The organism is Hugenholtzia roseola DSM 9546 (genome assembly GCF_000422585.1).
Lineage (GTDB): Bacteria > Bacteroidota > Bacteroidia > Cytophagales > Bernardetiaceae > Hugenholtzia > Hugenholtzia roseola.
The window spans coordinates 46,155-60,897 of sequence record NZ_KE383888.1; the positions used below are offsets into that span (position 1 = coordinate 46,155).

A 14,743-nucleotide genomic window follows, 5' to 3' on the forward strand; every position below is an offset into this window, starting at 1 on the left:
GAAAAGTAAAGCCTCAACTCTTATCTTTACCCTTGCTTGTTTTGGATATGAAAGTCGTAGGCACAAAGAAAGATTGCTTTTTTTGGCTTTTCGCTTTCCAAACCTTGTACGGCTTTCTGTGATAGTTTTTATAGAAAACGGTCTATCAAATCATTTGTACCAGCAATGGGGTGTGGGCTTGCCTAAGCCCCGCCTATTCTTTTTCTTTTGTTTGCTCAATCAACATCTTTTTAAGCTGCCCTAAACTATGAGTGAAGACATACTCAAAGCCCTTACCCAGCTATTTGCCATTATTTCGAAACAAGATGTGGGCGTATCGGAAGCAGAACGTGAATTTGTAATCGGTTTTTTTGAAAAAGAACTCGATAAGCAGACCGTTTCCGAATACGTGCAACTCTATGACCATTATGCTAAGTATGGGGTCGAGGTCGCTTCTAAAAAAGATAAGGAGGGCGAAAAAGAGAAAAAGAGTCGGAATGTCAATGTCTTAGAGTCGGTCAAGACGCTCAAGATTTGTAAAGAAATCAATAAGACTTTAGACCAGAAACAAAAGGTCATTATCCTTTTCAAGTTGCTTGAAATGCTTGTTACTGACGGCAATTTCAGCAAGCAGCGCATGGAGATAATCGATACTGTTTCCAAAGTCTTCAACATTCCCAAAGAAGAGTATCCCCTGATAGAGAGTTTTGTCAAGAGCAAGACTTCGGCAGAAATGGAGGATTCCGAACTCTACCTCGTCTTTGACGAAGAGCGTCCGCCCGAAGGGAGCAAAAAACGCTACCTCGATTCAGGGTATTTAGATGGAGAGATTATCTTTATTCGCGTCAAGAGTGTGGAACTTTATTTCATGCGCTACTTGGGCAATGATGATATTTATCTCAATGGGCAGCTTGTTAAGCGCAACGGCATCTTACTTTTTTCGCATGGCAGTGTCATCAAAACGCCAAAGGGTGCGCCCCTTTATTACAGCGATTTGGTTACGCGCTTCAATGATACCGAAATTAAAAATCGCATCTCTTTTGCGGTCAATCACTTAGAATTTCGCTTTCCAGACGGCACAATCGGTCTGCGCGATATCAACTTTGCCGAAGGACCGGGCAAGCTCATCAGCATCATGGGGGCAAGTGGGGCAGGAAAGACTACCCTGCTCAACGTCTTGGCGGGTTTGGAAGAACCCTACAAGGGCGAAGTGCTTATCAATGGCTTCAATATTCACAAAGAAAAAGATAAAATAGAAGGCGTTATCGGCTATATTGCCCAAGACGACTTACTTATAGAAGAACTAACAGTTTATCAAAACCTCTATTACAATGCCAAACTCTGCTTCAAAGACATGCCCGAAAAGGAACTGCATGAGCGCGTCATGGACGTATTAGCGAGTTTGGGTCTGGATAGAATTTCACACATTCAGGTAGGCAACGTTCTCAATAAGATGATTAGTGGGGGGCAGCGCAAACGCCTCAATATTGCCCTCGAACTAATTCGTGAGCCTGCGATTATGTTTGTAGATGAGCCTACTTCGGGGCTTTCTTCGCGCGACTCGGAAAATGTCATCGACTTGCTAAAAGAATTGTCTTTGAAAGGCAAACTCATCTTTGTTGTCATACATCAGCCTTCTTCCGACATCTATAAGATGTTTGACAAAATGATTTTGCTCGATACGGGAGGCTACCCCATTTTTTACGGCAACCCTGTAGATGCAATCACTTATTTCAAACGCGCCACCAACCAAGTGGGAAGCGACGAGGGGCAGTGTCCTACCTGTGGTACGGTGCAGCCAGAACTGCTTTTCAATATCATAGAGGCGCGAGTAGTGAATGAATATGGCGAATACACCAACAAACGCAAAATTACGCCGCCCGAATGGAACGATTTATACAAGCAAACGCATAAAATCGAACCCATAGAAACGGTAAAAGAAACGCCACCTAATAGCTTGAATATTCCTTCAAAGCTACAGCAGACGGTTATTTTTACGATTCGCGATTTCTTGTCTAAAATCAGCAATAGGCAATATTTGGCAATCAACTTATTGGAAGCTCCGCTTTTGGCACTTTTGCTTGCCTTAGTGGTGCGCTTCAAAAATGCAAAAGGCATAGACGAATACATTTTCCGCTACAATGACAACGTGCCTGCCTACATTCTTATCGCTATCATTGTCGCGCTCTTTATGGGGCTTACCGTCAGTGCCGAAGAAATTATACGCGATAGAAAGATTCAGAAAAGAGAGTCTTTCCTCAATTTGAGTAGGGGCAGTTATCTTTTTTCTAAAATCACGATACTTTTTTCGCTTTCTGCTATCCAAACGCTTTCTTTTGCCCTTATCGGCAATTTTATCTTGGAAGTGCAGGGTATGTATTTTGTCTATTGGGTCGTCTTATTTACGGTTTCTTGCTTTGCCAATATGTTGGGGCTTAATATTTCGGCTTCCTTCAATTCTGCCGTTACGGTTTATATCATCATTCCGCTCTTGCTTATTCCACAGATGATTTTAAGCGGTGCAATTTTCCGTTTCGACCAGCTCAATAATTCTATCGTAGAAAAAGGGCGCGTCCCCGTTATTGCTGATATCATGGCTTCGCGCTGGGCGTATGAAGCCATTGCGGTAGAACAATTTAAGAGCAATCCTTACGAAAAACATTTCTTTGAAGTAGAGATGGAAATTAGTAGGAATAGCCACCGTATGAATTTTTGGATACCCAAGTTACAAGAAATCATCGACCGCGTGATTACGCACAAGAAAAATCCGCAGAACGACTCTATTACGGCACTTATCCAAAAGGATTTAGCTCTGATTGCGTATGAAGTCAAGAGTGAGGGCGTTTCTAACCTGATTAAAGAATATTCCGAAGGCAAATTAGACCTCGAAAAAGCCTTGTCGGAAGTGGATATTGATGAAAAAACAGGCGAACTTTTCAAAGCCGTTTTGGAGCAAATCCGAAAACAAGACTACAATTCGGCTTTTGTGCGTGCTACCGAAACGAAGGATAGTATCGTCAATGTTTTGGAGCAAAATCCCGATAATAAGCTCGATGTCAATGCCATGCAAAATAGTTTCCACAACGACGCATTGGCTTCACAGGTGAAAAATGAGATGATTAAAGACCGTTATGTTGAAGGGGTAGATGCCTTAGTACAACAAACAGACCCTATTTTCTACCTGCCCGCTCACGTGCGCGGTTGGTGGGACTACCGTACCCATTTCTTTGCACCCAGAAAGCATTTTGCAGGCAACTTATACAATACCTTAGCGTTCAATCTTTCGGTGATTTGGCTTATGTCGTTTTTGTTGTATCTTACGCTCTATTTTGAAGTCTTGAAGAAAGCTTTTTCCCTATTAGGTGCGCTGCCTTCCTTTTTCAAAAAGAAAAAGAAGTAATGCCCTGCCTCTCGATATGCTAAGGGGGGCAAAACTTTTTTCAAACCTCATAAAAAAAGTGTAAGTTTGTGCTTCTTTCTTTTTGCCTTTACGGGGCTTTTCCTCAACCGCTTCCTAATTTTATATCCTAACTATACTATGAATTGTATGAAATTTTACCAACTAAGTGCAAAGTTATACAAGCACGGGCTTGTATTGTTACTCGCTTTGGGTTTATGGGCGTGCGACGGCTCAAGCCCCAACAACAATCAGGGCAGCGAAAATACAAATCCTGATGCCAATGCCGAAACGCAAACAGGTGATTCTACCGATATGGCAGGTGCAGAGATGCGTCCCGAAGTTATCACCGACATCATTCAGTCTATTCCTTCGCCTTTGGAGGTTTCTTATCTTATCAAAGAAATTGGCACCAGCTACCACCGCGACGCTTTGAACAATTCCGAATCGGTAGACCAATACACCAACAACTATAAAATGGCGTTGAACTTGGGCATTTATAGTACAGATTTGGGCTATGCCAACATCTACGACAAAAACCAAGATGCACTCAACTACCTCAATGCTGTTAAAAAATTGGCAGATGGCTTGCGTATCGGTGAATTTTTTGATTATAGCACCATCAGAAAATTGATGCAAAACAACGGCAACTTAGATTCGCTCCTACAACAAACTACAAGCAATTTCGAGAAAATTAACAACGAACTAAACCGTCAGAAACGCGAGTATTTGAGTATTCTTATCCTGACAGGTGGCTGGTTGGAAGCTAACTACCTCACCACTTTGGTCTATAAGGAAAGCAAAAATGAGAAGCTCAAAGAAAAAATTGGAGAGCAAAAAATCGTTTTGGACAAGATTTTGCAGGTATTGAAAGTGTATCGTAGCAAACAAAATTTCAGCGGTTTTATCGCCGATATGGAAGAATTGAAACGTGCCTACGATAATGTTACCATCAATATTAAGGTGGGACAGCCCAAAATGGAACTAATTGGCAATGAAATTGTAATGACTGATACGAATGAAACGGTGGTTACGATTACAGACCAAGATGTAGATAAAATTGCCAGCTTGGTACAATCTATCCGCGATAAGCTCATTAAGTAACGAACGGTTGAATAGAGCTTTTCTTTTGTTGATTTCAACAGACTTTTCTATAAAATCCTAATTCCTATTTCTTTTCTAATCGTCAGAAAAATATTCGTTATATGAAACATTTGTTTGTCTTATTCTGCGCCCTCTTTTTGGTAGCTTTTGCTTCGCAAAATGCGCAAGCCCAATGTAATGCCGAGTTGTATACCAACTTAGCCCTCCGCCAGCTCGCGCCCGGCTATACTTTCGTCAAAAGCTACCGCATAGACGGAAAAGATGGGCAGCGCAAGAAAATTGAATATACTTGCGTGTTTAGCAAGGATACCAACTATATGCTCCGCATGGCGGGCAAAGATGGCGGCGCACGTGGCTTAGTCGCAACCCTTTATGATGCGAAACGCGCTCAACTTACGTCAAGCTATTACAACAACAAATTTTATGATGGCTGGACTTACAAGTGCAACGCAACAGGTATCTACTACCTTAGCTTCACTTTCCAAGATTCGCAGAGCTACTGTGGAGCAGCCGTCTTAGGCTTCCGCAGATAAGCGCGAAAAAAGTATCCTAAAAGTAGGTAGAAAGAAAAGTTTGTCCTTTACCTCTTTTTCACGATATAAAGGAAAGGCTGCCCCCAAAGGGCAGCTTTTTGTGTGAGAACGGATTAGAAAAGTTTATGACTTCGCGTTTTTAAATAGTTTTCTATCAAAATTGGTTTGGGCAATCTTTCCAACACTTCGAGCGAAGCCCAAAAATAAGGAGCTTCTGTATTTATTTCTGCCTCAATTTCTATTTCGTAAAAGCGAACCCAAAGGGTACGATGTGTAAGTTGATGCTTGTAAGTTTGGGTAGGATAGCGTATTTGCGCCGTATTCAAAAGGGCAGAGCAGGCAGTTTGTAGAGATTCGGGTAGTCTTTGTACGATTTGCGCGGTAAAATTATCCGAATTGATGAAATCGTCTTGGCTTTCAATTAGCACAAAATCGTGTAAGCCCTGCCAAATGTCGTTTTCTTGGCGCAATTTGCAAAGCATTTGGCTCTGACATTTAAACACCAAATAGTGGAAATACTGTGTCTTGATTTTTGTTTTCTTGATTTTTAGGGGTAGCAAGTGCTGTTTTTTTTCTTGAAAGGCATAACAATTTGTCTGCAAGCCGCAATTTTGACAAGCGGGCGAAAGCGGCGTGCAGTGCAGTGCGCCAAACTCCATAATCGCCTGATTATGAACCGAATAGCTCCCTTTTTTTTCAAAAACCGCTCCTTCGAGTAGCGTTTGGGCGGCAAGGGTAAAGATTTTTTTCGCTTTGGGGCTGGCAATATCCTCCTCAATTCCCAAAAAACGCGACACCACACGAAAAACATTCCCATCTAAGACGGCTACTTTTTCATCGAAGGCAAAGGAAGCAATGGCAGCCGCCGTATAAGTACCCACACCTTTGAGTGCCAAAAGCGATTCGTAGTTTTGGGGGAAAATGCCACCAAGTTCTTGGGCGATAAACTTTGCCGTTTGGTGTAAATTTCGCGCACGCGAGTAATAGCCCAAACCCTGCCAAAGGCGCAAAACTTGCTGCTCTTCGGCGGCGGCTAAATCGGAAACAGTGGGAAAGGCGGCGACAAATTTTTCATAATAAGGCAGCCCCTGCACTACGCGCGTCTGCTGTAAAATGATTTCGGAAAGCCAAATTTTATAGGGGTCTTGCGTCTTGCGCCAAGGCAAATCGCGCTTATTTTTTGCAAACCAACTTTGCAAATACGCACTAAAAAGGGGGGCGAGCGCAGTCCATCGCGCTTTTTTTTCGGTAGTAGTGTCCAAATCTTCCTTTTTCACAGAGCTAAACTTTTACTCCCATAACTAAAATATCATCAACTTGGTTGTGTTTCAGACCGCGCCAATTTTGGAGTTCGGTTTCTAAAATACGGGCTTGGGTGTCAAAATCTTCGGTGTGAATTTTGGTGAGGAGCTTTTTAAAATTGCCTGTCATATATTTTTTGCCCAATTCGCCACCAAATTGGTCTTGAAAACCATCTGAAAAGAGGTAAAAAGTAGTGGGGCTTGCGATAGAAATTTGGGTCTGGCTAAATTCGCTTTGATGCTCACGTGCGTCGCCCCCGATAGGCATTTTATCGCCCTTCAAGACTTCTAAGTTGCCGTTTTGAAAGTAGTAGAGCGGATTTTTCGCACCTGCAAAGGTTAGGGTTTGGGCTTTTTTGTCGAGGACGACCAACGCCAAGTCCATGCCATCTCTATTTTGGGTCTGATTCTGGTGCAAAGCATTTTGAATCCCCTTATTGAGTTGAGTCAGGATTTTGGCAGGCTCTACAATCTTGCGCTCCTTTACAACCCTACTCAAAATTTCATTTCCTATCATAGACATAAACGCCCCCGGCACGCCATGCCCTGTGCAGTCGACGGCGGCTAAGATGGTCTTTTCGTTTCCTTCCTTGTCCTGTAAATGGTGGAAAAAATAGAAATCGCCCGAAACAAGGTCGCGTGGGCGGAAAAACACAAAACTTTCGGGCAGAACGGCGCGAATGTCGGCTACCGTCGGTAGCATGGCTTCTTGTATGCGCTTGGCATAGGTGATGCTGGCGGTAATGTCGCGATTTTTATGCTCAATTTCATCTAAGGCTATCGCCAATTTGCGATTTTGGGAGAGAATTTCACGCTGTTGAAGGCTAATTTCTTGATTCTTTTGTTTCAAAACGAAGTTGGCGGCTTTCTTTTGCTGTTTGCTGCGATAGACAAAAAAGGAGGCTATCACTACCAAAATCAAAACGGCACTTGTTCCCAAAATCCATAGCCTTTGTCGGGCAATTTGTTGCTCATTTTCAGCCTGCTGTTTTGCAAATTTGGCATCTTTGAGTTCGGTTTCTTGTTCTAAAACGCGCATGGCAAGCTCTTGTTTCGAATAATTTGCCTCTAAACGCGAAAGGGCATCATCTTTGGCGGCTACTTTTTGTTTTTCCTTCTTGATTTCGGCTTCTTTTAAAATTACCATCAAATCGGCTTTCTCTTTTTCGGCTTCTAAAAGGGCGGCTCGTAGGCGTTCTTGTTCGGCTTGTTCTTTTACGCTTTCTATTTTTTTGCGCTGTGAAAGTTCGTGAAAACCGCGATACATATCGAAGTAGTAGCGTGTTTTTTCCGAATCGCCCGCCTTTTCGTAGGTTTCGGCAAGCATGCCATAACAGCTTTTCATTTGCTCTACATCATTGGTTTCCTTTGCCAAATCTAAGGCTTCGGTTAGAAGGGCGGCAGCTTCATTGTGGCGTTTGAGGTTGTTCAAAACGACCGAAGAATTGATAAGCGAGGAAATAAGGGTTTGCTTGGCAGCTCCTTTTCGTCTGATTTTGAGGCTTTTATCGAAATAAAAATGGGCAGAGTCGTATTTTTCCAAATCGGCGTAGATAGTTCCCATGTTGCTATAAATGCCTGCAATGCCTGTTTGGTTATCTACTTTTTGGTTTAAATCGAGCGATTTTTTGAAGTGCTGAATGGCAGGGGCATATTCCTTTTTTTCCCAATGAATCAGGGCGGCTTTATTGAGAAAATCGCTTGCTCCTCTAAAATCGCCTTCTTGTTGTCTTTTGGCGGCAGCTTCCAAACACATCTCTACGGTTAGTTTTTGCCCGTCAGCGGTAAAAAACTGCGGCTGGGCAAAAAGAGAAACACTGCCTTTCAGACAGAGAAAAAAAATCGAAACATAGAAAACGCGCCAAAAGAAAGGGGTAGAAAAAATCATAGTAAAAAGGTTTTCTTATCAGAAATGCAGCCTGCCACAAAAAGGGTCAAGGCAAAGATAAGAAAGAGAATCCGAAAAATACACAGACAAGGCTGTTTTTATGAAAAAATGCTTACAAGACACAAACAAAAATGCCTTTTTCTACAAACTGAAAGACAAAATTGCGCCTGCAATCGTGGCTGTCATCATACAGGCTAAGGTAGCGGCTAAAAGGGCTTTGAATCCCAAACGCGAGAGAGTTGCTTGCTGGTTGGGTGCCATGCCGCCAATGCCCCCAATTTGAATAGCAATCGAGCTAAAATTAGAAAAACCACAAAGGGCGTATGTGGCAATGATAATCGATTTGGGTGAGATGGTGCTGGCGGTTTTCATTTCACCTAAGCTATTATAGGCGATAAATTCGTTGATGGCAGTTTTTTGCCCCAAAAGGCTGCCTACTTGCAGGGTATCTTGCCACTCTACGCCCATGGCAAAGGCGGCAGGGCGGAAAAGTTGTCCTAAAATGTACTCAAACGAAAGATTTTGAAAAATGCCGTTGGTGCTTTCGGCGATAAGCGCGTTGAGGCTAAACCAATCGCCTATCATCTGAAAAAGATAGTTTAGAAGGGCAATCACCCCGATAAAAGCCAACAACATGCCCCCTATATTGAGGGCTAATTTTAGCCCATCTGCCGCTCCATTCGACATCGCATCTATCAAGTTTGCGCCCAAACTTTCTTTATTTACTTTCAATTCGCTATCAGTTAGTTCCTTGTTCGCTTCGGGCAGCAATATTTTCGCCATCACAATACCCGCAGGCGCGTTCATAATAGAGGCACTAAGCAAATGCGCCGCAAAACGCGCACGCTCGGCATCACTATCACCTCCCAAAAAAGCGACATACGCCGCCATCACGCCCCCTGCAATCGTCGCCATGCCGCCCGTCATCAGGCACATAAGTTCCGATTCGGTCATCTTGGGTATGAAAGGGCGCACTAAAAGGGGGGCTTCGGTCTGCCCTAAAAAAATGTTGCCTGCTGCTGAAAGGCTTTCTGCTCCCGAAAGGCGCATTGTTTTTGCCATGACCCAAGCAATGCCATAGACGATTTTTTGTAAGATGCCCAAATAGTAGAGTCCTGCGGAAACAGTAGAAAAGAACACCACCGTAGGCAATACTTTGAAGGCGAAGATAAAGCCAAACTTGCTATTATCTATCAGTCCGCCAAAGACAAACTCCGCGCCCTTGTCTGCAAAGCTAAGGAAGCGTACAAAACCTTCGCTAACGGCTTGGAAGCCCATCTTGACCGCTTCTACTTGGGTTACTAAAATGCCAAAGATGATTTGTAGAACAATCCCGATGCCTACTAATTGCCAATCGATTTTGCTTCTATCGCGTGAGAAAAGAAATGCCACGCCTATTAGGAGTGCGATGCCGACGAGTCCGCGCAATAAGTCCATAATACGGTTTTGAGTAGTGATTTTTTTGGCAAACGGTTGAGATTGTACGATATTCGCGACATATTCACGATTCTTTTCCCATTCCGTATGTTTGATTACAAGTCAATTTGCAAAGGTAGCATCTTTCTTTTATTTCTTTCTTGCTGCGCCGTATTTTTTTGCTGCCAAAAAAAAGAAAATGAGGCAGCCAATCGTGTGGAGGCTGCACAAATTGCCGCCCTTCCCTTAGGCGATTCTATACCGCTCTACTGGGCAAGGGGCTTTGAGGTGAGCCGTTTTGCCACTCACACACAAATTAGACTTGTTTCTGAAAGAGAAACGACTACTTATCTTTTGTATGATAAAAGAAAACCTGCCCTTTTGGATAGCCTACAAAAATTACAACCCCAAGCAATTTGTGTGGCTATTCCGATAGAACGCGCCATTTTGCGCACTACCAAATATTTGGCGTTCTTCGAAGCCTTAGGCGCGTTAGAAAATGTGGTAGGTTTGGCAGGAACGCAGTTTGTGCATAGCCAAAATGCCCAAAATGCGATTCAGAACCAAAAAATAAGCGAAATTGGTTCGCCCGACGGCTTGATGCTCGACCTTGAAAAGGTAGTAGCCCTACAAAGTGAAGTCATTTTTTCATACGCCACACTCGAAGGACAAGCCAACGATACCCATCAAAAATTGGTACAACTTGGGCAGAGGGTCATCTTGGCACAAGAAACCACAGAGGCACACCCTTTGGGGCAGGCAGAATGGCTCAAATTTTTTGCCTATTTTCTGGGAAAAGAAAAACAAGCGGATAGCATTTTCCAACAAATTGAAAAAAAATATAGTGCTTTGAAAGAGAAAGTAAAAACAGTACAGTATCGCCCAAAAGTGTTGCTTAATGTGCCATATCAGGAGGTTTGGTATATGCCTGCTGGGGCGCATTTTTCGGCGCAATTTATTGCCGACGCTGGAGGCGATTATCTTTTTTCCGATTTAGAAGGTAGTGGCAGCATACCGCTTTCGATAGAAAAAGTCTATGCAAGGGGCTTACAAGCCGATTTGTGGCTTAATCCGTCTAATTTACGCAGTTTGGTGGCTTTGGCGCAAGCGGATAAGCGTTTTACGCAGCTTCCTGCCTTTGCAAAAGGGCGCGTTTTCAATGCCACACGCCGTCAGCACGCCAATAGTGGCAATGACATATTTGAGCAAGGCGTTTTGCGTCCCGACCTTATTTTAGAAGACCTAATCCATATTTTGCAGCCTCAACTTTTGCCCCAAAAGGATAGCCTTTATTTTTATGAGGCGTTGGAGTAGGGTTTAATTTTACTACAAAAAAGCCAAAATTTCAGTTTGGTGCTAAAAAAGTGTAATTTTGCCCTTCAGTCCTTCCCTTGTGCTAAGGGCAAGATATTTACACTTCTATTTTTAAGTTTATCGGTCTTTATTTGCCTACTTCGCATGAAAGAAGAACAAGCCTCAAGTGCTATCATACCCCCTCTCGACCCTACACGTCTGCCGCGTCATATTGCTGTCATCATGGACGGAAATGGTAGGTGGGCGAAAGGAAAGGGGCTGGAGCGCATCTGGGGGCATCGAAATGCTATACAAGCTGTGCGCGATACGCTCGAAGGTTGCGCCGAAGCAGGAGTTCCTTATCTGACTTTATACGCCTTTTCTACCGAAAATTGGAGTCGTCCTCAATATGAAATCAATGCGCTGATGGAGCTTTTAGTCAAAACTTTGCGCGATGAATTGCAGGATTTGCAGCAGAAAGGCGTGCGTTTGCGTGCTATTGGAGATTTGGCTGCCCTGCCTTCGAAGTGCCAAGCCCAATTAAAGGAGTCGATAGAAAAGACGCAAGGCAATACACGCCTGACCGTAACCTTAGCACTTAGTTATAGCGGACGTGCCGAAATTGTCAATGCCGTACAAAATTTGGCGCAGCAGGTGAAAGAAGGCAAATTAGAGCCTACCGATATTCATGCCGACATGATAGAACGCCACCTTTTCACCTCACAACTGCCCGACCCTGAATTGCTTATCCGTACCAGCGGTGAGATGCGATTGAGCAACTTCTTGCTTTGGCAAATGGCGTATGCCGAATTTTATTTCACCCCTGTCCTTTGGCCTGATTTCCGAAAGGCGCATCTTTTTGATGCCATTCGCTCTTTTCAAGACAGAGAGCGACGATTCGGAAAGACAAGCGAACAGATTTCCTCTTAGCAGAAACCCTCCTAAAAGTCTTCCAGACGTTTTTTTATTAGAAAGATGAACAAAGAGATGCAAAAAAAAATAGTGCTATTGTGCCTGCAAATGATTTTAGGCTGCCTTTTATACCTGCCCGCTCACGCACAGATAAAGATTGGCTATCAGGGCGGAAAAAGTAGTACCTCTGCCGCCCCTACCTTAGATTATGCAAGTCCGCGAGATTACGTCATTGCCGCCATTCGCGTAGAAGGGGCAAATTATTTAGACCACCAAGCTCTTATTGCAATGAGCGGTTTGAAGGTAGGCGACAAAATCCAACTACCCGGTGAAGATATAGGCTTTGCCATCAGAAAACTCTGGAAACAAGGACTGATGGGCGATGTCGCCATTCGTATCGAAAAAATAGAAGGCGAAAATGTGTCCCTTGTCGTGGCACTGACCGAACGCCCGCGCCTCTCGCGCTTCGACTTCGAGGGCATTTCTAAAAGCCATAAACAGACCCTTACCGATAAAATTAGCCTGATACGTGGCAAAATCGTAACAGACGTAACACTGAAAAATACCGAAAATGCCGTCCGACAGTTTTATCAAGAAAAAGCCTACAAAAATGTAAAGGTGCGTATCGTACAACAAAAAGACACCCTGCTTTCCAATAGCGTAATGTTGAATATTAAGGTGGAGAAAGGTGAAAAGGTGCGTATTGGCGAAATTGTATTTGAAGGCGTTTCTCAAATGGAAGAGAAAAAATTGCGCCGCAAAATGAAAAAGACCAAACAAAAAGGCGGCTTTAATATTTTTACACCGTCTAAATTTATCGCAAAAGAATACAAAAACGATAAAGATAACATTATCGCTTTTTACAATAAAAACGGCTACCGCGACGCACAAATCGTTTCTGATAGCCTCTATGACATAGATGCTGAAAATGTAGGCATCAAACTTACCATACGCGAAGGCAAGCCGCATTATTATCGCAATATCAAGTGGCTTGGTAATACAATTTATTCCGACACGCTTCTTAGTTCGGTTTTGGGCATCTCGAAGGGCGATATTTACAACCCCGAAGACCTACAAAAACGCCTCAACTTCAACCCCGCAGGGCTGGACATCACCGCCCTTTATATGGACGACGGCTATTTGTTCTTCAACATACAACCCGTAGAGGTTAAGATTGAAAACGACTCCATCGATATAGAAATGCGCGTCTTTGAAGGCGAACAGGCGATTATCAACCGCGTAACTATCAAGGGAAATACCCGAACTTCCGACCATGTAATTTTGCGTGAGCTTTACACCGTTCCGGGTCAGAAATTTAGCCGTACAAATCTTATCCGTACCCAACAGCAGTTGGCGCAAATGGGCTATTTTGACCCCGAACAAATCGGCATCGACTACAATCCCAACATCAACGAAGGCACTGTGGATATCCACTACTCTGTGGCAGAAAAGCCAAGCGACCAAATCGAGCTTTCTGGTGGTTGGGGGGGCTTCTTAGGCTTCGTCGGAACGGTAGGTTTGCAGTTTAATAACTTCTCTTTGCGAAAAGTCCCCAATATAAAGTCGTGGAAACCCTTGCCACAAGGCGACGGACAGCAACTTTCTCTTCGGATTCAAGCCAACGGCAGGCAGTTTCAAACCTACTCTTTCTCTTTTACAGAGCCTTGGTTTGGGGGTAAAAAGCCAAATACCCTTAGTTTTAGCCTCCAACACTCGGTTAATCGCATCTTGAATCCGCTTACGCGCGACACACAAGGCACGCTCCTACTTTCGGGCGTTACACTTAGTATAGGGCGTAGGCTCAAATTTCCCGACAACTATTTTCAGATGCTAAACTCCATTAGCTACACGCGCTACCTTTTAGATGACTACAATGCGCGTTTTCGCAATATCAGCAATGGCGTTTTCAATAAAATCCTTTTTAGCACCACCATTTCGCGAAGCAGTGTAGATAGCCCCATTTATCCGCGCTCTGGCTCTACGCTTTCGCTCAATATTGGACTTACCCCACCCTATTCGCTCTTCGATAAGCGCAATATCTCCGAGCTAACGGCAGAGCAGCAGTACAAATTCATAGAATACCACAAGTGGATGTTTGATAACAGTTGGTATTTTACCTTAGCAGGCAATTTTGTATTGAGTGCGCGTACCCACTTCGGTTACATTGGCTCATACAATAAAAATCGCTCTATTAGCCCCTTTGATAGGTTTATTTTGGGTGGCGCAGGGCTAACCTTCGGCAACTTCCTTTTAGGGTCTGATATTGTCGCTTTGCGCGGATATGAAGATAATACCGTTGTGCCGTATGATTTGCGCGACGAAGGCGGCGTAATTTATGAAAAGTTTGTATTAGAATTGCGACACCCCGTAACACTCAACCAAACCGCTTCCATTTACTTGCAGGCTTTTGTAGAGGCGGGTAACAATTGGAGCAGTCCGCGCACCTTTCAGCCCTTCGACTTGAAGCGTTCCGCAGGGGTAGGGGCGCGTATCTTTATGCCTGCCTTCGGACTTTTGGGCATCGACTGGGCGTATGGTTTTGATAGAATTGACGGCTTCCCCACTTCGCGAGGACCCCAATTCCATTTCACTATCGGACAAATGCCGCGCTAATCCTTGACAAACCTATTGGAATAGACACTTCAAAAAGCCTTGTTGCCGCTTATTTCTAAGGGCGCAGGGCTTTTCAAACTTAAACAAGAAGGGCGATATTTTCGCACCTTTGTCTAAAAGGGCGGCTGCCCGTCTATCTTTTTTCTTTGTTAAATGGCTTGTTTTCAGGCTTTTGTCGAAAAAGATGCAAAAAAGTTTGAAAAAAGTTGGGCAAAAGTTTGGAGGTTTGAAAAAGATGCTATAACTTTGCACTCGCTTTGAAGGACGTACTAAACGCCAATTCAAAACAAAAGATAAGAAACAGAAA

Annotated in this window: 9 protein-coding genes; 6 read left to right on the forward strand and 3 right to left on the reverse strand. The window is 43.7% G+C overall.

The genetic code is table 11. The features are described from left to right. Nucleotides 1-247: 247 nt before the first annotated feature. The 3 genes from G500_RS0120480 to G500_RS0120490 all read left to right on the forward strand — a co-directional run bounded on the left by G500_RS0120480 (nucleotide 248) and on the right by G500_RS0120490 (nucleotide 5,013). Nucleotides 248-3,379 (forward strand): ATP-binding cassette domain-containing protein, encoded by a 3,132-nt coding sequence (locus G500_RS0120480; protein ID WP_027003898.1) that lies wholly within the window; start codon nucleotides 248-250, stop codon nucleotides 3,377-3,379. Between the two features lie 147 nt (nucleotides 3,380-3,526). After that, a complete protein-coding gene (locus tag G500_RS0120485; RefSeq protein WP_154657258.1) occupies nucleotides 3,527-4,480 on the forward strand; it encodes a hypothetical protein in 954 nt (317 codons plus the stop codon). A gap of 101 nt (nucleotides 4,481-4,581) precedes the next feature. Then, nucleotides 4,582-5,013 carry a hypothetical protein gene (locus G500_RS0120490; protein ID WP_027003900.1) on the forward strand — a complete coding sequence of 144 codons (432 nt, stop codon included), beginning with the start codon at nucleotides 4,582-4,584 and terminating at the stop codon, nucleotides 5,011-5,013. Nucleotides 5,014-5,126: 113 nt separating this feature from the next. On the opposite strand, the gene mutY is transcribed toward G500_RS0120490, so the two are convergent. The 3 genes from mutY to G500_RS0120510 form a co-directional block, all read right to left on the reverse strand. Beyond that, entirely contained in the window at nucleotides 5,127-6,290 is a 1,164-nt protein-coding gene (gene mutY, locus G500_RS0120500) for an A/G-specific adenine glycosylase (protein ID WP_245574516.1), read from the reverse strand. A gap of 4 nt (nucleotides 6,291-6,294) precedes the next feature. Next, on the reverse strand, nucleotides 6,295-8,202 hold the full coding sequence (locus G500_RS0120505; protein WP_027003902.1) for a tetratricopeptide repeat protein: 1,908 nt from the start codon (nucleotides 8,200-8,202) through the stop codon (nucleotides 6,295-6,297). A 141-nt stretch (nucleotides 8,203-8,343) separates the two neighbouring features. Then, entirely contained in the window at nucleotides 8,344-9,639 is a 1,296-nt protein-coding gene (locus tag G500_RS0120510) for a NupC/NupG family nucleoside CNT transporter (RefSeq protein WP_027003903.1), read from the reverse strand. 87 nt (nucleotides 9,640-9,726) lie between these two features. Here G500_RS0120510 and G500_RS24455 point away from each other — a divergent pair, with 87 nt between their 5' ends. The 3 genes from G500_RS24455 to bamA all read left to right on the forward strand — a co-directional run bounded on the left by G500_RS24455 (nucleotide 9,727) and on the right by bamA (nucleotide 14,436). After that, nucleotides 9,727-10,932, forward strand: a complete 1,206-nt coding sequence (locus G500_RS24455) for an ABC transporter substrate-binding protein (RefSeq protein ID WP_051203974.1) — start codon at nucleotides 9,727-9,729, stop codon at nucleotides 10,930-10,932. A 144-nt stretch (nucleotides 10,933-11,076) separates the two neighbouring features. After that, nucleotides 11,077-11,841, forward strand: coding sequence for an undecaprenyl pyrophosphate synthase (locus G500_RS0120520; protein WP_051203983.1), 765 nt, complete (start codon nucleotides 11,077-11,079; stop codon nucleotides 11,839-11,841). 57 nt (nucleotides 11,842-11,898) lie between these two features. Continuing rightward, the gene (bamA, locus tag G500_RS0120525; RefSeq protein ID WP_035758332.1) at nucleotides 11,899-14,436 is read left to right on the forward strand and encodes an outer membrane protein assembly factor BamA; all 2,538 of its coding nucleotides are present in this window, start codon (nucleotides 11,899-11,901) and stop codon (nucleotides 14,434-14,436) included. Nucleotides 14,437-14,743: the final 307 nt, after the last annotated feature.